A 21292-nucleotide genomic window follows, 5' to 3' on the forward strand; every position below is an offset into this window, starting at 1 on the left:
CGAGAGTCATGACCGACCAGGACTTCCACCCAGGGCTCACCCCCGGGCACCTGGGTGCGCCCGTGCTGGAGCCGGAGGGCCGCCCGCCGGGTGCGCCCCGTCCGCGCTTCGATGCGCCGGATCCGCACCGACGGCGCAACGGACTGGCCTGCGGGCTCACCGCGTTCGCGCTGATCGCGGTGTTCGGCGGGATCGGGCTGACCGGGTACACCTGGGTCCAGGCGCAGCGCAGGCCCCCGGCCGCCGCCGACTTCGCCGGGCAGGGCACCGGCAGCGTGCAGGTCTCGGTGCCGGAGGGTGCGGGCCTGTCCCAGATCGCGTCCGCGCTGGTCCGCAACGGGGTGGTGGCCAGCTCGCTCGCCTTCACCCGGGCCGCGAAGGGCAGCGCGGCCGCGGCCGGGCGGATCCAGCCGGGGACGTACACGCTGAAGCTGAAGATGTCGGCCGCGGCGGCGCTGGCGGTCCTGATCGACCCGGCCAACGCCAACGGCCTGACCATTCCCGAGGGTTGGCGCGGCTACCAGATCTACGCGGCCATCGACAAGAAGCTGAACCTGCCCCCGGGCACCGCCCAGCGGACCGCCCAGGAGCAGGGCGCCGAACTCGGCCTGCCGGACTTCACCAACGGCAGCCCGGAGGGCTACCTGTTCCCGGCGACGTACAGCGTCACCGAGGGCACCAGCGCCATCGACCTGCTGAAGCAGATGGTGGACCGGGCCGGCAAGGAGTTCAGCCGGGACGACGCCACCGTGGTCGCCCAGAACCTGGGGCAGAGCGTGTACGGGCTGGTCACCGTGGCCAGCATGGTCCAGGGTGAGGCCGACAACACCGAGGACATGGGCAAGGTGGCCCGGGTGATCTACAACCGGCTGGCCAGGGCTATGCCCCTGCAGCTGGACTCCACCATCAACTACGCGCTCGGCCGTTCGACCCTGAACACCTCGGTGACCGACACCAGGCTGGACTCCCCGTACAACACCTACCTGCACCCCGGGCTGCCGCCGAGCCCGATCTCCAACCCCGGACGGCAGGCGATCATGGCGGCGCTGGACCCGACGCCGGGGGACTGGCTGTACTTCGTCACCGTGAAGCCGGGGGACACCCGCTTCACCGACAGCTTCGACGTGCAGCAACGCAACGTGGCGGAGTTCAACGCCAACCGGGCGACGGCCAAGTCGAGCGCCCCGGCCTCGGGCGCGGCCGCCGGCCCGGACTCCCCGGCGGCCTCAGGGCCGGGGGCCGCGGGCGGGGCCGGGGCGCCCTCCGGCGCCGGTGGGGGGACGCCGTAACGGAGTTGTGCGCCGTCGGTGAGATCGTCCACCGACGGCGCGGGCGCCCGGCCGGGGGTAAGGCTGCGGTACGGTAACGTCTCCCTCCAGGCGCTGCGCTAGCACGCCGGTTCGAGATTCAGCCGGGACGGCGTCGTCCCGGACGGCCGGTTCGATCCTCCGGTCGTCACCGTCGGTTAAGGGGATCGATGACCGATCTGGGTGGGGGCTACAACCCCCAGGGCGAGCCGTGGCACCCCGGTGATCCCGGGTACGACGGCCGACAGCCGGTCCCCGGCCAGCAGGACGGCCAGTGGCAGCAGCAGTACCCGCAGCAGGGCCAGCCGGTCCAGCAGCCGTACGGGGACGTGCAGCAGGGGTACGCGCAGCAGCAGATGACGCCGCAGATGCAGCAGCAGATGATGGCGCAGCAGGGCTACCAGCAGCAGATGCCGCAGCAGCAGATGTCGCAGCAGCAGATGCCGCAGCAGGGCTATCCGCAGCAGATGCCGCAGCAGGGCTACCCCCAGCAGGGGTACGCGCAGCCGCAGCAGCAGGGTTACCCGCAGCAGCAGGCCCCCCAGCCCCAGCAGCAGATGCCGCAGCAGGGCTACCCGCAGCAGGGCTTCCCCGGCGGTCAGCAGGCGCCCCAGCAGCAGGTCCAGCAGGAGCCGGCGCCCCAGCAACAGGTCCCGCAGCAGCAGCCGTCCCAGCAGCCGCAGGCGCCGCGCCGTCGGGCCCGGCAGCAGCCGGCCCCGGAGCCCGCGCCGGCCTCCGGCCCCGGCCCGGACGGGATCGACTGGGAGGCCGAGGCCGCCGCGCTGGAGGCCGGCGCCGATCCGGTCGGCGCCGCGCACGAGGGCGGCACGGACGAGTGGGACGGCCACGAGGACGGCCGCCACGAGGACGCCGGCTACCTCGACGAGCACGCCGAGGCCGCGGAGGCCGGCTTCCTCGGGGAGCAGGACGACTCCCGCGAGGCCCAGAAGAAGCGCAAGGAGAAGGGCAAGAAGTCGGGCCGCCGCAACGGCGGCGCCTGCCTGCTGGTCGCCCTGGTGCTGCTCGGCGCCATGGGCGGGGCCGGCTGGTGGGGCTACGGCTTCTACCAGAACCACTTCGGCCCGGCGCCGGACTTCACCGGGGAGGGCACCGGCTCCGTCCAGATCGAGGTCAAGAAGGGCGCGGTCGCCGGGCAGATCGGCCTGGTGCTGAAGAACGCCGGCGTGGTCAAGAGCGTCGACGCGTACAGCGAGGCGTGCAAGGCCGAGCCCAAGTGCAACACCGTCCAGTACGGCTACTACCAGCTGAAGAAGGAGATGCCGGCCGCCTCCGCGCTCAAGGAGCTGCTCGCCCAGGCGGGCGGCGCAGCGATCGTCGTCCCCGAGGGCAAGAACTCCACCGAGATCTACACCCTCATCGACACCAAGCTGAAGCTGCAGCCGGGCACCACGGCGGGCGTCGCCAAGGCCCAGGTCAACGACCTCGGCCTGCCGCCGTACGCGAACGGCAACATCGAGGGCTTCCTCTGGCCGACCCGCTACAACGTCTCCGAGGGCATGAAGCCCGAGGACCTGCTCAAGCAGATGGTGAAGAACGCCACCGAGAAGTACGCGGGCCTGGACGCCCAGGCCGCCTCGGTGGGCCTGAAGACCGGCTACGAGGTGCTCATCGAGGCGAGCATCCTCCAGCGCGAGGGCAACAACCCGGGGGACTTCGCCAAGATGGCCAAGACCATCCAGAACCGGCTGGCCGCCGGCGGCGAGATCAACCACCGGCTCGGCATGGACACCACGCTCCAGTACTCGTTGAACCGCAAGGACCTCGACAAGAAGGACATGGACGACGCGTCCAACAAGTACAACACCTACATCAACCCGGGCCTGCCGCCCGGGCCGATCTCCAACCCCGGCGACGAAGCGCTCAGCGCGGTGCTGCACCCGGCGGACGGGAAGTGGCTGTACTTCATCGCGATGTCCCCGACCGAGACCCGGTTCGCCGAGACGAGCAAGGAGCACTACGCCAACGTCAAGGAGTACTGCCAGGCGGCCGGGCAGAGCTTCGACGAGGCGCGCGGCCACTGCACCACCAAGAAGTAGCCACGGCCGTACGACAGTTCGCGGAGAGGCAGCGTTGACCAGCAAGCACCGGGCGGCCGTACTCGGCTCGCCGATCGCCCACTCGCTCTCGCCGGACCTGCACCGGGCGGCCTTCGCGGCGCTCGGGCTGGACGGCTGGCGCTACGACCGCTTCGAGGTCGACGAGGCCGGGCTGCCCGGGTTCGTCGCGGCGCTGGACGAGGCCGAGTGGGCCGGGCTGTCGCTGACCATGCCGCTGAAGCGGGCGATCATCCCGCTGCTCGACGAGGTCAGCGCGACGGCCCGCTCGGTGGACGCGGTGAACACCGTGGTGTTCACCGCCGACGGCCGGCGCACCGGGGACAACACCGACGTTCCCGGGCTGGTCAACGCGCTGCGCGAGCGCGGGATCACCGAGGTGCCGGAGGCGGCCGTCCTTGGTGCCGGGGCCACCGCCTCCTCGGCGCTGGCCGCGCTCGCCCAGATCTGCACGGGCGAGGTGACGGTCTACGTGCGCGGCGCCGAGCGGGCCCGGGAGATGGCCGTACTGGGCGAGCGGCTCGGCGTGGCCGTCCGCACCGCCGACTGGGAGCGCGGCGCCGAGGCGCTGGCCCGGCCGCTCACCGTCTCCACCACGCCGGTCGGCGCGACCGACGCGTTCGCCGGGGCGCTGCCCGCCGAGCCGGGCGCACTCTTCGACGTGCTGTACCACCCGTGGCCGACGGCCCTGGCGGCGGCCTGCGCCGCGCGCGGGGCGACCGTCCTGGGCGGGCTGGACCTGCTGGTGCACCAGGCCGTGCTGCAGAGCGAGGCCTTCACCGGGCGGACGCCCGGGCCGCTGGCGGCGATGCGCGCGGCGGGGGAGAAGGCGCTCGCCGGTCACTGAGCCCGGGGGCCGGCCCCGCGGATCGCCCGGACCGTCGGCGGGTTCCGGGAGGGCGTTCCGGCCGGATGGTGGCCGGTTGCTGTCCGTCACGCGGACTGTGCCGCCGGGTGCTGCTGGGGCATGAAAGGATTCAGGGACAAGGCACGCCCGGGGCGGGCCCCGGCGGTGCCGAGGTCCGGTCCGCTGATGAAGGAGCTCCGTTGGGTACGTTGCGCTGGCTGACGGCGGGGGAGTCGCACGGCCCCGCACTCGTCGCGACGCTGGAAGGCCTGCCCGCCGGTGTACCGGTCACCACCGACGTGGTGGCCGACGCGCTGGCGCGCCGCCGGCTCGGTTACGGCCGCGGGGCGCGGATGAAGTTCGAGCAGGACGAGGTGACCTTCCTCGGCGGCGTCCGGCACGGTCTGACCATGGGCAGCCCGGTCGCGATCATGGTCGGCAACACCGAGTGGCCGAAGTGGGAGCAGGTCATGTCGGCCGACCCGGTCGACCCCGAGGTGCTGGCGGGCCTGGCCCGCAACGAGGCGCTCACCCGCCCCCGGCCCGGCCACGCCGACCTGGCCGGCATGCAGAAGTACTCGATCGACGAGGCCCGGCCGATCCTGGAGCGCGCCAGCGCCCGTGAGACGGCCGCCCGGGTCGCGCTGGGCGCCGTCGCCCGCGCCTACCTGCGCGAGGTGGCCGGGATCGAGATCGTCAGCCACGTGGTCGAGCTGGCCGCCGCCAAGGCGCCGGCCGGCGTGGTGCCGCTGCCCTCGGACGAGGCCCGGCTGGACGCCGACCCGGTGCGCTGCCTGGACGAGGACGCCTCGAAGGCGATGGTCGCGGAGATCGACCAGGCCCACAAGGACGGCGACACCCTGGGCGGCGTGGTCGAGGTGCTGGCGTACGGCGTGCCGGTGGGCCTCGGCTCGCACGTGCACTGGGACCGCCGGCTGGACGCGCGGCTGGCCGCCGCGCTGATGGGCATCCAGGCGATCAAGGGCGTCGAGGTCGGCGACGGCTTCGAGCTGGCCCGGGTTCCGGGCTCCCAGGCGCACGACGAGATCGTCCCGACCGCCGAGGGCGTCAAGCGCACCTCCGGCCGCTCCGGCGGCACCGAGGGCGGCCTGAGCACCGGCGAGGTGCTGCGGGTGCGCGCCGCGATGAAGCCGATCGCGACCGTGCCGCGGGCGCTGCAGACCCTGGACGTGCGCACCGGCGAGCCGGCCAAGGCGCACCACCAGCGCTCGGACGTCTGCGCGGTGCCGGCCGCGGGCATCGTCGCCGAGGCGATGGTCGCGCTGGTGCTGGCGGACGCGGTCGGCGAGAAGTTCGGCGGCGACAACGTCTCCGAGACCCGCCGCAACGTGCAGGGCTACCTCGACCACCTGATCGTCCGATGACCACACCCCTGGTGGTGCTGGTCGGCCCGCCCGGCAGCGGCAAGTCCACTGTCGGGCGGGTGCTGGCCGAGCGCCTGGGCGTGGGCTTCCGGGACACCGACGCCGACATCGAGGCGACGGCCGGCAAGCCGATCCCGGAGATCTTCGTCGACGAGGGCGAGCCGCACTTCCGCGCGCTGGAGGCGCAGGCCGTGCGCGCGGCCGCCGAGGGACACGACGGGGTGCTGGCGCTGGGCGGCGGCGCGGTGATGGCCGAGGCCACCCGCGTGCTGCTGCACGGGCTGCCGGTGGCCTTCCTGGAGGTCCCGCTCGCCGACGCGGTCAAGCGGGTCGGCCTGGACGCCCCGCGCCCGCTGCTGGCCGTCAACCCGCGGGCCCGCTGGCGCGAGCTGATGGAGGCCCGCCGCCCCCTCTATCTGGAGGTGGCCACCGCCGTCGTCGACACCGCCGGGCGCAGCCCGGAGCAGGTCGCGGACGCCGTACTGGAAGCACTGGAGCTGAAGACCCCCCATGAGTGACACGACCGTCAGGATCAACGTCGGCGCCGGCGCCGGCCATGACGCGTACGAGGTGCTGATCGGGCACCAGCTGCTGGGTGAGCTGGCGCCGCTGGTCGGTACCCGGGCGAAGCGGGTGGCGGTGATCCACCCGGAGGCGCTGGCCGCCACGGCGGACGCGATCCGTGACGACCTGGCCGGCGAGGGCTACGAGGCCATCGTGCTGCAGGTGCCGAACGCCGAGGAGGCGAAGAGCGCCGAGGTCGCCGCGTACTGCTGGTCGGTGCTGGGGCAGACCGGGTTCACCCGCAGCGATGTGATCGTCGGACTGGGCGGTGGCGCGACCACCGACCTGGCCGGGTTCGTCGCGGCGACCTGGCTGCGCGGGGTGCGCTGGATCTCGATGCCCACCACACTGCTCGGCATGGTCGACGCGGCGGTCGGCGGCAAGACCGGCATCAACATCGCCGAGGGCAAGAACATGGTCGGCGCGTTCCACCCGCCGGTGGGCGTGCTGGCCGACCTCGCCACGCTGGAGACCGTGCCCCGGCACGACTACGTCTCCGGCCTGGCCGAGGTCATCAAGTGCGGCTTCATCGCCGACCCGGTGATCCTCGACCTGATCGAGGCCGACCCGGAGGGCGCGAAGACGCCGGCCGGGCCGCACACCGTCGAGCTGATCCGCCGGGCCGTCCAGGTCAAGGCCGACGTGGTCTCCGGGGACCTCAAGGAGTCCGGGCGCCGGGAGATCCTCAACTACGGCCACACCCTGGGTCACGCCATCGAGCGCAACGAGCGCTACAAGTGGCGGCACGGCGCGGCGATCTCCATCGGCATGGTCTTCGCCGCCGAACTCGGCCGTCTGGCCGGGCGGTTGGACGACGAGACGGCGGACCGGCACCGCACCGTGCTGGCCTCGGTCGGCCTGCCGCTGAGCTACCGGGCGGACGCCTGGCCGAAGCTGCTGGACGCGATGAAGATCGACAAGAAGTCGCGCGGCGACCTGATCCGCTTCATCGTGCTGGACGGCCTGGGCAAGACCTCCGTGCTGGAGGGCCCCGACCCGTCGCTGCTGGTCGCCGCGTACGCGGAGGTCTCGGCGTGACCAGGGTGATGGTCCTCAACGGCCCCAACCTGGGCCGGCTGGGCAGCCGCGAGCCGGACGTCTACGGCGCCACCTCGTACGCCGGCCTGGTCGAGCGCTGCACCGAGCTGGGCAAGGAGTTCGGCTTCGAGGTCGAGGTCCACGAGACCAACTCCGAGCAGCAGATGGTGCAGTGGCTGCACGAGGCCGCCGACGGGCAGGTGCCGGTGGTGATCAACCCCGGCGCGTTCACCCACTACTCGTACGCGATGCGGGACGCCGCGGCCCAGCGCACCGCGCCGCTGATCGAGGTGCACATCTCCAACCCGTACGCCCGGGAGACCTTCCGGCACACCTCGGTGATCGCCGCGGTGGCCTCCGGCACCATCGCCGGATTCGGCCTCGGCTCGTACGAGCTCGCGCTGCGCGCACTGGCCGAACGGCTCACCACCCGCTGAGGGCAAGGGCGGTGGCCCGGCGGCGGACTGTGCCCGCCGCCGGGCCGCCGTGTAGTGTCCACGCTGAGAGGTGTGGGGAGGTGCCGTGACGCAGTACACCGGAGGCGGGCAGGTCCCGCCGCGTCCCGTCGCTCCGCCGGTGCCGCCGGGGGGCGGTGCACGGGGGACGTCGTCGGGGGCGCCGCTCTCCCCGCCGTCCGCGCCGCCGGTCCACCCGGCGCCCACGGCCCCCGCCGCTCCCGGGCCCGCCGCCCACCCGGCTCCGGCCCCCGTGGCCGCACCGGCGCCGACCGCGCCGGTGCCCGCCGGCGGCACCGGGCACTTCGTGCTGCCGTCCGGCGCACCCGTCCAACTGCCCGCCCACCCGCCGCAGCAGCACGCGCCCACCGGTCCGATCGCCGTCCTGCTGATCGGACCGGCCGGAGCCGGCAAGACCACCGTCGCCCGCCACTGGGCCGAGCGGCGGCCGGGACCGACCGCGCACATCAGCCTGGACGACGTCCGCGAGTGGGTGCAGTCCGGCTTCGCCAACCCGCAGTCCGGCTGGAACAACGCCTCCGAGGCGCAGTACCGGCTGGCCCGCCGCACCTGCGGCTTCGCCTGCCGCAACTACCTGGCCAACGGCATCTCCTGCATCATCGACGACGCCGTCTTCCCGGACCGCCCGGCGATCGGCCTCGGCGGCTGGAAGCGGCACATCGGCCCCGGCATGATCCCGGTCGTGCTGCTGCCCAGCCTGGACTCGGTGCTGCACCGCAACGCCCGGCGCAGCGGCAACCGCCGGCTCGGGGACGAGGAGGTGGCCCGCATCCACGGGCGGATGGCCGGCTGGTACAACTCCGGGCTGCCGATCATCGACAACTCCTACCTGGACGTCGCCGGGACGGCCGCCGAGCTGGACCGCGTCATCCTGGCCCGGCTGATGGGCATCCCGGTCCGCTGACCTGCGGCGCGGCGGGGCCTGTCGGAGCCGGCTGCGATGATGGACGGGTCCAGTCGCAGCACCCGGAGGAGCTGACGCCCGTGCCCGAAGGCCACATCATCCACCGCCTGGCCACCGAGAACCGGAAGGCCTTCGGCGGCCGCTCGGTGCGGGTCTCCAGCCCTCAGGGCCGGTTCGCCGACGAGGCCAAGGTGATCGACGGGCAGCTGCTCACCGCGACGGAGGCCACCGGCAAGCACCTCTTCCTCGGCTTCGAGGAGGGCGCCTGGGTGCACGTCCACCTCGGCCTCTACGGCGGCTTCACCTTCGGCGCCGGCCCGGCGCCCGAGCCCGTCGGGCTGGTCCGGCTGCGGCTGGAGAACGAGGACGGCTACGCCGACCTGCGCGGTCCCAACACCTGCGCGCTCGTCACCGAGGAGCAGAAGGCCGCCGTCGCCGCCCGGCTGGGCCCCGACCCGCTGCGCGCCGACGCCGACCCGGAGGCCGCCTGGCGCCGGATATCGGGCAGCCGCACGACCGTCGCCGCGCTGCTGATGGACCAGAAGGTGCTGGCCGGAGTGGGCAACGTCTACCGGGCCGAGGTGCTGTTCCGTCACGGCATCGCCCCGCACCGGGCCGGGCGCGAGCTCACCCGCCGGGAGTGGGACGCGGTCTGGGCCGACCTGGTCGCCCTGATGCGGGAGGGCGCCACCGCCGGGCGGATCGACACCGTCCGTCCCGAGCACACCCCCGAGGCGATGGGCCGCGCGCCCCGGGTGGACGACCACGGTGGCGAGGTGTACGTCTACCGGCGGGCCGCCATGCCCTGCCTGGTCTGCGGCACCGACGTGCGGACGGAGGAGCACGCCGCCCGCAACCTGTTCTGGTGCCCGACCTGCCAGGCGGCGTGAGCGGAACCGGCCGGGACGCGTGCCGCACCGGGACGCGTGCCGCACCGGGACGCGTGCCGCACCGGGACGCGTGCCGCACCGGGACGCGTGCTGCCTCGTGAAGCGTGCCGCCCCGTGTCGTAGGCGGCCCCGCTGACCTGCGACGATGGGTGTCGCGCGCGCCGAGCCGCGTGCCCCTGTCCGTACGGCCACGTGTGAACGTGGAACGAAAGGAAGCTCCATGATCTTCATTACGGTCAAGTTCCCGGTCCGCCCGGAGCGCGCCGACGACTGGCTGAGCCTGGTCGACGAGTTCACCCAGGCCACCCGCCAGGAGCCCGGCAACCTCTTCTTCGAGTGGTCCCGCAGCGTCGACGACCCCAACGAGTTCGTCCTGGTCGAGGCGTTCCGCGACGGCGACGCGGGCAAGGCACACGTGGAGTCGGCGCACTTCACCAAGGCCATGGAGGAGCTGTCGTACGCGGTGGCCGCCAAGCCGCGGATCGTCTCGACCGAGATCCCCGGCATGGACGGCTGGGCGGAGATGGGCGAGATCACCCCCCGGTGACCTGAAGCTCCCTCCGGTCGGGTGCCCAGCCCGTAGGCTGGGGCCCGGCCGGTCGGAGGGAGCAGGCGGATGGAGCGGCGCGAGGTGTCCAACACCGTGTCGGATGCCACGGTGGGCGGCCACGTGGTGCAGGCCGAGACCATCGGATCGGTGCACTTCCACGATCGGGAGCCGCTGCCGAGGCCACGTCAGATCCGCCCGCCGCGCGGTCCCTTCGTCAACCGGGAGCCGGAACTCGCCGCGCTGACCCGGGCTTTGGGCCGGGTCGAGGAGGACGGGCTCGGGGTCGTGGTGTTCACCGGCCTCGGCGGGGTCGGCAAGACCGAGCTGATCGCCAAGTTTGCCAGGGACCACCGGGAGCACTTCCCGGGCGGGGACCTCTACGCCGACCTGAAGGCCTACCGGCACCATGGCGGGGTGGACCTGCCCGAGTTGCTGGCCGGCTTCCTGCGCGCCCTCGGTGCCGAGCCCCCGGTCGTGGAGGCCGAGCGGTTCACGGCGTTCCGCACCGCCACCGCCGAGCGCCGGTGCCTGTTCTTCCTGGACAACGTCGAGCACGCCGCGGAGGTCCGCGCGCTGCTCCCGTCCAGTGGACTGGTGGTGGTCGCGAGCCGGCGGCGGTTGCCCGCGCTGCGGACGGACGGTGCCGAGGTGCGCCGGCTCGGGCCGCTGAGCGCGACGGCGGGCGCCGAACTGGTGCGAGGCTGGGTGGGCTCCGGGCGGGGCACCGACGGGGAACTGGCGGAGCTGGTCGAGCTGTGCGGCGGGCTGCCGCTCGCGCTGAACGCGGTCGGGAGCCAACTGCTGGACCGGGACAGCCTGCCGGTCGGCCGGGTGGTGGCCGAACTGCAGGACCGGGAAGGCGGGCTGGCGATGCTGGAGGACGAGGGGAGCGATCTCGGCGCGACCTACGACCTGGTCTACGAGCGGCTTTCGGCGCGGGGCCGGGCGCTCTATCACCTGATCGGCGTACACCCCGGCCCCTTCGTGTCCGCCGAACTGGCGCGCGCGGTCGGCGTCGAGCGGGCCGAGCGGGCGATCGCGGAACTGCGTGACGTCCACCTGCTGGACGAGGTGGTGGACGACGACGAGGGTGAGAACCGCTACCGGGCCCACGACGTGGTGCGGCTGCACGCCTACGGCCGGACCCAGGAGCTGCCCGACCGCGGGGTCTTCCTCGCCGCTGTCGTGGCGTACTACCGGGGCCGGGCATCGGTCGCCGACCGTGCGATGGCCGCGAAACGGCTCCGCCTCCAGGACCCGAGCGGTGACGAGCTGCCCCGCTTCCCCTCCGACACCGCCGCGTTGGAGTGGCTGTACGCCGAGCGCGCCAACTTCCGCGCGGTGGTGGAGTCGGCGGCCGAGCAGGGGTGGCACGGCGAGGTGTGGCGGCTCTGCGAGTCGCTCTGGTTGCTGTACCACGACCGCAAGCTCTACCAGGACTGGATCGCCACCCACCGGATCGGCATCGAGTCGGCGCAGTGGGACAACCAGCCCGCCGCCGTGGTCCGGATGCGCAACCAGCTGGCCCGGGCCCACCACGAGCGGAAGGAATTCCGGCTCGCCGCCGAGCAGTTGGCGCTCGCCACGGAGCAGGTGCCGCTGGTGGCCGACCGGCAGGTGCTGGGGGTGCTCTACGAGACGGACGGTTTGCTCTGCCTGGCCGACGGCCGTCCCGGCGACGCGGTGGAGCGGTTCACCCTGGCCCTCGCGGAGAACCGGGGCGACGAGCACGGCGAGATCGTCCAGAGCTACAACCTGGCGCAGGCGCTGATCGCGGACGGGCGCGCGGAGGAGGCGCTGACCGTGCTGGCCGGGGCCACTGATCAGGCCGAGCGGACGCAGGACGTCGACATGTTGATGAAGCTGCCGCTGGTCCGGGCCCGGGCCCACCGGGCGCTGGGGCAGCTGGACCTCGCCCTCGCCCAGGCCCAGGACTGCGCCCGGCGGGCCAGGCACCGGAGCCAGTACGCGAAGGAGGCGCAGGCCCACACCCTGCTCGCCTCCCTCGCCGAGGAGCAGGGCGACGAGGAACTGGCCGAGCGCAGCCGTGCGCGGCTGCGGGAGCTGCAGGGCTAGACGCGCCTCAGGGACCGGTACGGAACGACACCCGGGTGTGCTGCTCGCCGGTGCGGACGGTGAGCCCGTGGTCGGGGAGGGCGGCCGGGGCGCCGCCCTCGGCGAGCCAGCAGGCCACGGCGGAGCCGAGCAGCAGCGGGTCGATCGCCGGGTCGGGGCGGTTCCAGTCCGGTTCGGCGCGGGCCTCCAGCAGCAGGCCGGTGCGCAGCCGGAGCAGGTGGCGGGCCGGGCCGAGGGCGGCCACCGCGACGGCGAGGCCGGGGAGTTCGGCGGCGGTGTCGGCGAGCCAGCGGGCGGCGGGGAGTTCGGCGTGCACCTCGGTGCGGGCGAGGACCTCGGCGGTGTAGCGCAGGGCGTCGCCGGGGTGGTCGTCGGTGAGGGCGTGGAAGCCGCGCGGGGTGTGGTCGTCCGGATCGAAGGGGTAGCGCCGGAGGCTGACGTCGGTGCCCTCGCTCCGGCCCTCGACGTCGTACGCGGTGGGCCCCTCGGTGGTGGCGGGGTGCGGGACGGGCTTGGGGTAGGGCGGCAGGGCCGGTTCGTCCCGGGGTTCGTCCAGCTCCTTCAGGAAGGAGTAGAGCAGCGGGCGCAGCAGGCGGGCGGACTCGCCGCGGTGGGCGAGCGACCGGTCGGTGATGTCGCTCAGGTCGGCCGGGTCCCGGGCCAGGGCCAGTTCGAGCTGGGCGGTGAGGTCCCCGTCGGGGTCGAGGACGGGCGCGGCCTGGCCGAAGGCGTAGCTGGGGGAGCGCGGGTCGAGTTCGGCGGCGCCGGTGGCGACGAGCAGGGTGCGGTGGTCCAGGGCGGCGCCGTAGACGGTGACCGAGCCGTGGTCGCCGATCACGCAGTCGGCGGCGACGAGCGCGGCCTGCCAGCCCTGGTGGGGCGGGATCAGGCGCAGGCCCATCCGGCAGGCGGCGGCGAGCAGCGCCTCGGGGTCGTGCCGGCTCCACACGTTGGGGTGCAGGACGACGGCCACCGTGTACTCGTCGGCGGGCAGTCGGCGGACCAGCCGCTGGGGCAGGTCGGGGTGGCGGCCGAATAACGAGTGCTCGCTCCAGGTGGAGCTGACGACGACGAGCCGTCGGCCGCCGACGGCGCCGAGCGCGGCGCGGTAGCCGTCGCGGGAGCGCCGGCTGCCGAGCATCCGGTCGAAGCACGGGTCGCCGACGACCTGGGCGACGTCCAGCGCCTCGGGGCAGGAGTCCCGCAGCCGGTCCAGCTGCTCGGGGTGGGAGAGGCCCAGGACGTCGACGAACACCCGTCCGTGGTGGGTGAGTTCGTTGCGGGACAGGCCGGCGGCGCTGACCGTGTCGCCGGTGGACTCGGTGACCAGGCGGTTGTAGCCGGCGCCGTGCGGGAGGACGACGAGGCGGGCGTCCAGGCGGTGCATGGAGGAGTGGACGGCGCACGCGACGGCGAGGTCGAAGCGGCGGCGGACGGCGTCCTCCCAGTCCAGCACGGTGAAGCCGGACAGGCCGTGCAGGTACTCGTCCAGGGCGCGGTCGGCGAAGGCGGAGCCGGGGTTGACGGTGAAGTAGCGCTCGATGCCGTCCGGGCTCAGCAGGGTGAGGACGTCCAGGACCCGGGTGGCCGAGGTGAGGGTGCGGGCGACCGCCAGCACGCGGGCCCTGACCGGTCGGGTGTTCCAGCGGTCGGCGGGCCAGGCGTGGGGGTGGGACGGCACACCATGATCGTACTCATCCGGTCGGGCCGCGGCGCGGTTCCGAGGGCGGGTCAGCCCGCGGCCGCGCTGGGCTCGTGGTGCTCGGCGGCGGCGCACTCGTTGAGCAGGGGGCGCATGGCCTCGTCCACGAGCCGGTAGCGCACCACTCGTCCGTCCCGGTCGCCGGTGACCACGCCGGCCGTGCGGAGCAGCCGCAGGGCCTGGGAGACGGCCGGGTCACGCATGCCGGTGGCGACCGCGAGATCGCTGACGGCGAGCGGGCCGGCCCGGTGGAGGGCGAGCAGCAGGGCGAGCCGGCCGGGGTCCGCGAGCAGGGAGAACCGCTCGGCCCAGGACCGGACGTGCGCGGGCTCGCCGATCGCGGCGATGGCCTCGCAGACCCGGTGTCCGTCGATGGTGCGGTGGCCCGCGCGGTCCTCCGGTACGAGATGCATGCGGACATTCTCGCAGGCGGGGGCCTGTGATCCTGGACACCTGCGCAGGTGCGCAGCCTTGCACGGGTCGGGGCGGGGCCCTACGGTGTTCCCCGCCGTGGTGCTCGGGAAGACCGGTGACGGACCCTCAGGGGTCCCAGCCCGGAGCGGCCCTCGCCACTGTGATCGGGCCGCTCCTCCGTCCACGGAGGAGCGTCGTCCGCACCCATGAAGCCACTGGGCGCCTCGTGCGCCTGGGAAGGCGGGTGCGGGTGTTCCCGTCAGCCAGGAGACCGGCCACGGCATCTCACGAGGTTTTCCACGAGGTGCTGGAGCGTGATCCGCATGACCCTGCCCGAAACCGTTTCCGCCGGGACCGAACCCGGCCCCGCCGCGCTGCCCACCTTCAGATGGCGGCGCGAGGACACCGTCCGTACGGCCGCGCTGATGGCGGTGATCGTGGCCATGCACGTGGTGGCCTTCGGCACGCTGATCTTCCTGGTCGCACCCGAGCGGTACACGGTCGGCACCCAGGTCTTCGGGGTGGGCCTGGGTATCACCGCGTACACCCTCGGCATGCGGCACGCCTTCGACGCCGACCACATCGCGGTGATCGACAACACCACCCGCAAGCTGATGGCGGACGGCAAGCGGCCGGTCTCGGTGGGCTTCTGGTTCGCCCTCGGGCACTCCTCGATGGTGGTGCTGATGGCCGCCCTGGTGGCGGGCGGCGCGCAGCTGGCGAACACGCTGATGGACGACGAGTCGGCCACCCACAAGTGGCTGGGCATGGTCGGCACGACGGCCTCCGGCGCCTTCCTCTACCTGATCGGCGCGCTCAACCTGGCGGCGCTGCTCGGCATCCTCAAGGTGTTCCGCTCGATGCGGGCCGGGCAGTTCGACGAGAAGGAGCTGGAGGCGCACCTCGACTCGCGCGGCTTCATGGCCCGGGTGCTGAACCGGGCGACCCGTTCGATCACCCGGCCGGGGCAGATGTTCCCGGTGGGCATGGTGCTGGGCCTGGGCTTCGACACCGCGACCGAGGTCACCCTGATGGTGATGGCCGGCTCGGGTGCGGCCTCCGGGCTGCCGTGGTACGCGATCGTCTGCCTGCCGCTGCTGTTCGCGGCCGGGATGAGCCTGTTCGACACCCTGGACGGGACGTTCATGAACTTCGCGTACCAGTGGGCCTTCGCCAACCCGGTGCGGAAGGTGTACTACAACCTGACCATCACCGGTCTGTCGATCGCGGTGGCCTTCATCATCGGCACCATCGAGCTGGTCGGGGTGCTGCACGAGAAGCTCGACCTGACCGACCCGGTCACCGGGTTCATCGCGGACATCTCACTGGACAACGTCGGCTACGCCATCGCCGGGCTGTTCGTGGTCGTCTGGGCGATCGCGATCGGGTACTGGAAGCTCGCCCGGGTCGAGAAGCGCTGGACGCCCGACAGTCCGTGACCGGGCGGCCGCCGGCCTCCGAGTACGTGGAACGGCGCCACCCCGAACCCGGGGAGGCGCCGTTCGGCGTGTGCGGGGTCAGCGCTCCTCGCGGAAGTCGACGTGCCGGCCGGCGGCCGGGTCGTACTTGCGCAGGACCATCCGGTCCGGGTCGTTGCGGCGGTTCTTGCGGGTCACGTACGTGAAGCCGGTGCCGGCGGTGGAGCGGAGCTTGATCACCGGGCGCAGTTCGCTGCGGGCCATCGGGTCCTCCTGGGGCCTGAGGGGTCCGGCCCCGGGTGTCGGACCGGGACCGGGCGCCGAAATGGAAGTCGTTTCCAGTGGATGGGAACGTGGGCCGCACCCTGCCCATTCCCGGACGCCGGGTCGCCGCCGAAGGACGCGGCGGGTGGGGGAGCGGGGAGCGCGGCGCGGTCGCGCGGGGGCGCGCAAGGGGCACCGGGGGTTCTGTCGGGGGCGCTCGGCGGGCGGTTCGGGCCGGGGGTTCGTAGGCTCGACGCATGGCGGATGCGTACGCGGGGCGGCGGGAGCGGGTGAGGGAGCACTGCAGTGCGGCCGGGGCCGACGCGGCGCTGATCACCCGTGCGGCGAACGTGCGGTACCTGACGGGCTGCGCGCCCTGCGGGGCGAGTCTGCTGCTGACCAGAGAGCGGGCCCTGCTCGCACTGCCGGACGACCTGCCGCCGGACGACACCGGCGAGCACCTGATCGCCCCGGACGTCACCCGGCTGCCGGTGGCGGCCGGGTCGGACACCGCGCTGGCCGCCGCGTCGGTCGCCATGCGCTCGGGGGTGGCGGGTCTGGCGGTGGAGGAGCACGACCTGACCGTCAGCCGGCACCGGGCGGTCGGCGGCCTGACCGAGGGGGCACGGCTGGTGGACCTCGGCCAGACCGTGGAGCGGCTGCGGGTGGTCAAGGACGAGCACGAGATCGCCGACCTGCGGATCGCCGCCGAGATCGCCGACCAGGCGCTCGGCGAGCTGCTGGAGTCGATCCTGGTCGGCCGCACCGAGCGGCACCTGGCGATGGAGCTGGAGCGCCGGATGATCGACCACGGCGCCGACCGGGCGGCCTTCCCGGTCTCGGTCGGCACCGGCAGCCACTCCGGCCAGGCCGCCCACCAGCCGACCGACCGCCGGGTGGAGGAGGGCGACTTCCTGACCGTGGTGATGGGCGCCCAGTACCGCGGCTACGGCGTCTCCACCGCCCGTACCTTCGTGATCGGCGCCGCTCCCGCGCCCTGGCAGGTGGAGCTGCACCGGCTGGTCTTCCGGGCCCAGCGGGCCGGGCGGGAGGCGCTCGGACCAGGGGTGGAGCAGTGCGTACCCGACCGGGCGGCCCGGCAGGTCCTGGAGGCGGCCGGCCACACCGAGGCCTCCCCGCACCCGGTGGGCCACGGCATCGGGCTGGAGATCCGGGAGGCCCCGCGACTCGGTCCGGCGGACATGGGTAAACTGGACAGCCGCGTACCGGTCACCGTCGGCCCAGGGGTCCACCTCCCGGGCAAGGGCGGGGTCCGGATCGAGGACACGCTCGTCGTGCGCCCCCTCGAAGAGGGCGGGCCCGAGCTGCTCACCATCACCACCAAGGAGCTCCTCGCCCTGTGACCGCGGCCCCCGGGCCGTGGGCGGCAGGACGCACCCCTTGGTTCCTTGACAGCTATATCCAGGAGTAAGTGCGCCCGTGGCTTCCACGAACGATCTCAAGAACGGCATGGTCCTCAAGCTGGAGGGCGGCAAGCTCTGGTCCGTCGTCGAGTTCCAGCACGTCAAGCCCGGCAAGGGCCCGGCCTTCGTGCGTACCAAGCTCAAGGAGGTCCTGACGGGCAAGGTCGTCGACAAGACCTTCAACGCGGGCACCAAGGTCGAGACCGCCAACGTCGACAAGCGCGGCATGCAGTTCTCGTACAAGGACGGCGAGAACTTCGTGTTCATGGACATGGACACCTACGACCAGCTGACCATCGAGCCGTCGGTCGTCGGCGACGCCGCCAAGTACCTGCTGGAGGGCTTCGAGGCCCTCGTCGCGCAGAACGAGGGCTCGGTCCTGTACATCGAGCTCCCGGCCGCCGTCGAGCTGACCATCGCCGAGACCGAGCCGGGCGTCCAGGGCGACCGCTCCACCGGTGGCACCAAGCCGGCCACCCTGGAGACCGGTGCCCAGATCCAGGTGCCGCTCTTCGTCACCACCGGCGAGAAGATCAAGGTCGACACCCGCGACGGCAGCTACCTCGGCCGGGTGAAGTAAGTCCGTGTCGGCCGCACGCAGCAAGGCCCGCACCAGGGCCTTCCAGATCCTCTTCGAGGCCGACCACCGCGGGGTCGACCCGCAGCAGGTCCTCGCCGACTGGGTGGCCCGCGCCCGCGAGCCCAGGCCCGACGAGGGCACCCCGCAGGTGGGTGAGTACACCATGGAGCTCATCGAGGGGTACGTCCAGCACGCCCGCCGTATCGACGACCTGATCGAGCAGTACGCCGTGGGCTGGACCCTCGACCGGATGCCGATCGTGGACCGCAACGTCCTGCGGCTCGGTGCGTACGAGCTGATCTGGGAGGACGGCGTCCCGGACGCGGTCGTCCTGGACGAGTCCGTCGAGATCGCCAAGGAGTTCTCCACGGACGACTCCCCGGCCTTCGTCAACGGCATGCTCGCCCGCTTCCTGGAGCTGAAGCCGGGCATCCGCCGGTAACAGGCGTCCCGTGAACGGCCGCCGGACCCGAACAGGTGTCCGGCGGCCGTTCCGCGTTTCACCCGGTCGGCGTAGGCTGTGGACCTACTTGTCAGTAACTTGACGTCCGGAACCACGCGTGAAGGGCAGGTCCCGCCACATGACCACGGCGACCCGCAGCGAGTTCGACCAGGGCATCGCCCTGACCAGGCACCCCGAGGAGGCCGGCCGCTACGACGCCGAGCTCGGCGCCGGCTGGCAGATCGGCGGTGGGGTGAACGGCGGACTGCTGCTCGCCGTGGCCGGACACGCGCTGTCGCTGGAGCACGAGGCGCATCCGGACCCGGTGTCGATCAGCGGTTACTACCTGTCCGCCTCCACCCCCGGCCCGGCCACCGTCCGCACCGAGGTGCTGCGCACCGGCCGCGGCCTGTCCACCGGCACCGCCTCGCTCAGCCAGGACGGCGTCGAGCGGCTGCGCGTGGTGGCCAGCCACGGCGACCTCGCCGCCGCCGACGGCGAGGTGCGCACCAGCGCGCAGCCGCCGCAGCTGCCGCCGCCGGACCAGTGCATCGGCCTCGAACACGCGCCCAAGGAGCTGATCGCCCAGGCCGCCCTGCTGGAGCGGTTCGACCTGCGGCTGGACCCGGCCACCGTCGGCTGGGCGCTCGGGCAGCCCTCCGGCAACGGGCGGATCCAGGGCTGGTTCCGGCTCGCCGACGGGCGCGAGCCCGACCCGCTGCTGCTCCTGCTGGTCGCCGACGCGCTGCCGCCGGTCACCTTCGACCTCGGCATGCCGGGCTGGGCCCCCACCATCGAGCTGACCGTCCACCTGCGCGCCAAGCCCGTGCCCGGCTGGCTTCGGGTCACCCACGCGACCCGCAACCTGGCCGGCGGCTACTTCGAGGAGGACGCGGAGGTCTGGGACGAGTCCGGCCGGCTGGTCGCCCAGTCCCGCCAGCTGGCCCGGGCACCCCGGCCGGCCTGACCCGAGGCCCCGGAGGGGTCCGTATTACCGGTGGTTACATTCCTGTGACACGCCGTACGTGTGCGGCGCGCGCGGATGGGGAGGAAGACGGTCAGCGGCGAGCTCGTCGCCGACCGTCAACTTCACCCGACCGCCGAAGCCAGGAGCCATCGATGAGCCAAAAGGGGCGCGCCCGCCGTAACTCCGACTGCACCTCCGGCGGCTCGCGGCCCGTGGTGCGGGCTCCGCACCGGCCGCGGCCGGCCGAGGGAGCCGAGCAGGCGTTCGTCATCGGGGTGCTCACCAACGCCGCGGACTTCGCCCGGGCCCGCGCCTGGGGGATCTCGGACGCCCCCGACCACGAGCGCTACCTGGCCGACACCGCCGACCTGCTGGCCGAGGCGCTGGAGCGGTTCGACACCGTCCGGGCCCGGATGTTCCACCCGCAGGACTTCGAGGAGTTCTGCGTGCTGCACGGGCTGGACCCGGCCGAGCCCGCCGCCCGTGACCGCTACCTGGTCAACCCGGCCCTGCAGACCCAGCTGCTGTCCTACCAGGGCGAGGAGCTGGCCGGGGACTTCGTGCCGCGCCTGGTGCGGGCCCGGGAGAACGGGCTGACGCTCTGCCACGCCGACCTGCTGCTCGACGGGGGCCTGTACGGGGGCGCGGGCGCGCCCGACGAGGAGCACGCCGCCTGGGTGCGCGCCGCCTACCAGCGCGGGGGCGAGGTGTTCCGGCGGATGCTGGTCGGCGCGGGCGCCGGCGTGTACGAGCTGCGCCTGCGGGTGGACGCGCCCGGCGGGACGCTGACCGCCGCGGCGCGGGTGCTCCAGTGGGAGGACGGCGTGGTCCGGATCAACGACGAGGACCTGGAGCTGGTCTGCGCGGTGCTCTGCGCCGGGCTGGCCCTGGAGCTGCCGGGCGTCGCGGTGCTGCACGGCTCACAGGGCTCGGCGGCCACCTGCGGGGAGTACCTGCCGGCCTCCTGGGCCTGGTCGAGCGGCGGCCAGGAGTGGGCGCCGGCCGACCGGCCGGTCCGGCTGGACGGCGTGGCCGCGCAGCCCGGTTACAGCCTGGGCACGGTCTGCTGACGCCCGCGCCGCGCCGCCGCGGTGTGACCACACCGCGGCGCGGCCCCCGAACCGGGGAGCCGCGCCGTGACGTTTCTGCTTGCCAGCACTACGGAAGCGAGTGCTGGGTTGTCCCTGGATCCGCTGGCGGGAGCCGGTGCGGTGAGCCTCAGCTCGCGTCCTCCTCGCGCACCGCACGGCGCGCGTCGGGGTTCAGCACGCCCCAGGAGATCAGCTGCTCGGTGAGGATCGACGGGGACTGGTCGTAGATGACGGCCAGGGTGCGCAGGTCGTCCTGGCGGATCGACAGCACCTTGCCGTTGTAGTCGCCGCGCTGGCTCTGGATGGTCGCCGCGTAGCGCTGCAGCGGACCGGCCTTCTCGGAGGGGACCTGGGTCAGTCTCTCCAGGTCCAGGACCAGGCGCGGCGGCGGCTCGGCCGCGCCGCCGGGGGTGCCGCCGGGCAGCAGCTCCTGCACCGGGACGCCGTAGAACTCCGCCAGCTCGGCCAGTCGCTGCACGGTGACCGCACGGTCACCACGCTCGTACGAGCCGACGACGACTGCCTTCCATCGCCCCTGGGACTTCTCCTCGACACCGTGCAGGGAGAGCCCCTGCTGGGTGCGGATCGCTCGGAGCTTGCCTCCGAGTTGCTTCGCGTAGTCGCTGGACATTGATCTCCCCGGACGAGATTGCTTCGCGTTCAGTGGTGGGTCACGGGTGATTGCCGACGTCGTTACCGGTGGGTCCGACGTCCGTCTCGTAACTCACTGTGAGGTTACGTAGAGTAAGGTAGATGCGTCAAGCCGAATGGGGCAGTCGTGCGAATGGCCCGCATCGTCGGCGCGTCCGGAGTGTTAACCCCGGGAAGCGGAATGATGGACTTCTGTTTGCGATCCGGCGCGCTGGTAGGATGACCCG

The 21292-nt window shown here is 73.2% G+C and carries 21 protein-coding genes and 1 riboswitch; of the genes, 17 read left to right on the top strand and 4 right to left on the bottom strand.

Annotated features, from left to right (window positions below; translation table 11 throughout):
• Window positions 1-8 precede the first annotated feature (8 nt).
• The 11 genes from mltG (ACGF0D_RS06540) to ACGF0D_RS06590 all read left to right on the top strand — a co-directional run bounded on the left by mltG (ACGF0D_RS06540) (window position 9) and on the right by ACGF0D_RS06590 (window position 12112).
• Window positions 9-1289: an endolytic transglycosylase MltG gene (gene mltG / locus ACGF0D_RS06540; protein ID WP_392914167.1), complete on the top strand. Its 1281-nt coding sequence runs from the start codon at window positions 9-11 to the stop codon at window positions 1287-1289.
• 188 nt (window positions 1290-1477) lie between these two features.
• A complete protein-coding gene (gene mltG / locus ACGF0D_RS06545; RefSeq protein WP_392914168.1) occupies window positions 1478-3364 on the top strand; it encodes an endolytic transglycosylase MltG in 1887 nt (628 codons plus the stop codon).
• 34 nt (window positions 3365-3398) lie between these two features.
• On the top strand, window positions 3399-4229 hold the full coding sequence (locus ACGF0D_RS06550; protein ID WP_392914169.1) for a shikimate dehydrogenase: 831 nt from the start codon (window positions 3399-3401) through the stop codon (window positions 4227-4229).
• 200 nt (window positions 4230-4429) lie between these two features.
• The gene (gene aroC, locus ACGF0D_RS06555; protein ID WP_392914170.1) at window positions 4430-5614 is read left to right on the top strand and encodes a chorismate synthase; all 1185 of its coding nucleotides are present in this window, start codon (window positions 4430-4432) and stop codon (window positions 5612-5614) included.
• Window positions 5611-6132 carry a shikimate kinase gene (locus ACGF0D_RS06560; protein ID WP_392874745.1) on the top strand — a complete coding sequence of 174 codons (522 nt, stop codon included), beginning with the start codon at window positions 5611-5613 and terminating at the stop codon, window positions 6130-6132. The genes aroC and ACGF0D_RS06560 overlap by 4 nt, the downstream gene beginning before the upstream one ends.
• Window positions 6125-7216, top strand: a complete 1092-nt coding sequence (gene aroB / locus ACGF0D_RS06565; protein ID WP_392874748.1) for a 3-dehydroquinate synthase — start codon at window positions 6125-6127, stop codon at window positions 7214-7216. The genes ACGF0D_RS06560 and aroB overlap by 8 nt, the downstream gene beginning before the upstream one ends.
• An 8-nt stretch (window positions 7217-7224) precedes the next feature.
• Window positions 7225-7653 carry a type II 3-dehydroquinate dehydratase gene (gene aroQ, locus ACGF0D_RS06570; RefSeq protein WP_392875774.1) on the top strand — a complete coding sequence of 143 codons (429 nt, stop codon included), beginning with the start codon at window positions 7225-7227 and terminating at the stop codon, window positions 7651-7653.
• A gap of 70 nt (window positions 7654-7723) precedes the next feature.
• Entirely contained in the window at window positions 7724-8596 is an 873-nt protein-coding gene (locus tag ACGF0D_RS06575; RefSeq protein ID WP_392874751.1) for an AAA family ATPase, read from the top strand.
• A gap of 80 nt (window positions 8597-8676) precedes the next feature.
• Window positions 8677-9486 (top strand): Fpg/Nei family DNA glycosylase, encoded by an 810-nt coding sequence (locus ACGF0D_RS06580; protein WP_392874754.1) that lies wholly within the window; start codon window positions 8677-8679, stop codon window positions 9484-9486.
• 220 nt (window positions 9487-9706) lie between these two features.
• Window positions 9707-10033 (top strand): putative quinol monooxygenase, encoded by a 327-nt coding sequence (locus ACGF0D_RS06585; protein ID WP_392874757.1) that lies wholly within the window; start codon window positions 9707-9709, stop codon window positions 10031-10033.
• Window positions 10034-10102: 69 nt separating this feature from the next.
• Window positions 10103-12112 (top strand): AAA family ATPase, encoded by a 2010-nt coding sequence (locus ACGF0D_RS06590; protein ID WP_392914171.1) that lies wholly within the window; start codon window positions 10103-10105, stop codon window positions 12110-12112.
• Window positions 12113-12119: 7 nt separating this feature from the next.
• Here ACGF0D_RS06590 and ACGF0D_RS06595 read toward each other — a convergent pair whose 3' ends face one another.
• Both ACGF0D_RS06595 and ACGF0D_RS06600 read right to left on the bottom strand, forming a co-directional pair.
• Window positions 12120-13793 carry a hypothetical protein gene (locus tag ACGF0D_RS06595; protein WP_392914172.1) on the bottom strand — a complete coding sequence of 558 codons (1674 nt, stop codon included), beginning with the start codon at window positions 13791-13793 and terminating at the stop codon, window positions 12120-12122.
• 50 nt (window positions 13794-13843) lie between these two features.
• Window positions 13844-14227, bottom strand: a complete 384-nt coding sequence (locus ACGF0D_RS06600; RefSeq protein ID WP_392874766.1) for an ArsR/SmtB family transcription factor — start codon at window positions 14225-14227, stop codon at window positions 13844-13846.
• A gap of 81 nt (window positions 14228-14308) precedes the next feature.
• A riboswitch (cobalamin riboswitch) is annotated at window positions 14309-14523 on the top strand.
• A 28-nt stretch (window positions 14524-14551) separates the two neighbouring features.
• Here ACGF0D_RS06600 and ACGF0D_RS06605 point away from each other — a divergent pair.
• Window positions 14552-15667 (top strand): HoxN/HupN/NixA family nickel/cobalt transporter, encoded by a 1116-nt coding sequence (locus tag ACGF0D_RS06605; protein WP_392874769.1) that lies wholly within the window; start codon window positions 14552-14554, stop codon window positions 15665-15667.
• A gap of 78 nt (window positions 15668-15745) precedes the next feature.
• Here ACGF0D_RS06605 and rpmG read toward each other — a convergent pair whose 3' ends face one another.
• A complete protein-coding gene (rpmG, locus tag ACGF0D_RS06610) occupies window positions 15746-15910 on the bottom strand; it encodes a 50S ribosomal protein L33 (RefSeq protein WP_030056206.1) in 165 nt (54 codons plus the stop codon).
• A gap of 257 nt (window positions 15911-16167) precedes the next feature.
• Here rpmG and ACGF0D_RS06615 point away from each other — a divergent pair, with 257 nt between their 5' ends.
• From ACGF0D_RS06615 to ACGF0D_RS06635, 5 genes are all read left to right on the top strand, one after another.
• Complete coding sequence (locus ACGF0D_RS06615; RefSeq protein WP_392874773.1) at window positions 16168-17274, top strand: M24 family metallopeptidase; 1107 nt, start codon at window positions 16168-16170, stop codon at window positions 17272-17274.
• Between the two features lie 76 nt (window positions 17275-17350).
• The gene (gene efp / locus ACGF0D_RS06620) at window positions 17351-17914 is read left to right on the top strand and encodes an elongation factor P (RefSeq protein ID WP_392874776.1); all 564 of its coding nucleotides are present in this window, start codon (window positions 17351-17353) and stop codon (window positions 17912-17914) included.
• Window positions 17915-17918: 4 nt separating this feature from the next.
• The gene (gene nusB, locus ACGF0D_RS06625) at window positions 17919-18356 is read left to right on the top strand and encodes a transcription antitermination factor NusB (protein ID WP_392874779.1); all 438 of its coding nucleotides are present in this window, start codon (window positions 17919-17921) and stop codon (window positions 18354-18356) included.
• 139 nt (window positions 18357-18495) lie between these two features.
• The gene (locus ACGF0D_RS06630) at window positions 18496-19323 is read left to right on the top strand and encodes a thioesterase family protein (protein WP_392874781.1); all 828 of its coding nucleotides are present in this window, start codon (window positions 18496-18498) and stop codon (window positions 19321-19323) included.
• 152 nt (window positions 19324-19475) lie between these two features.
• A complete protein-coding gene (locus ACGF0D_RS06635; protein ID WP_392914173.1) occupies window positions 19476-20393 on the top strand; it encodes a hypothetical protein in 918 nt (305 codons plus the stop codon).
• A 148-nt stretch (window positions 20394-20541) separates the two neighbouring features.
• Here the strand turns inward: ACGF0D_RS06635 and ACGF0D_RS06640 are convergent, their stop codons facing one another.
• Window positions 20542-21045 (bottom strand): transcriptional regulator, encoded by a 504-nt coding sequence (locus ACGF0D_RS06640; protein ID WP_030056198.1) that lies wholly within the window; start codon window positions 21043-21045, stop codon window positions 20542-20544.
• Between the last annotated feature and the right edge of the window lie 247 nt (window positions 21046-21292).

It is taken from the genome of Kitasatospora sp. NPDC048298 (assembly GCF_043201465.1).
In the GTDB taxonomy this organism is placed as follows: domain Bacteria; phylum Actinomycetota; class Actinomycetes; order Streptomycetales; family Streptomycetaceae; genus Kitasatospora.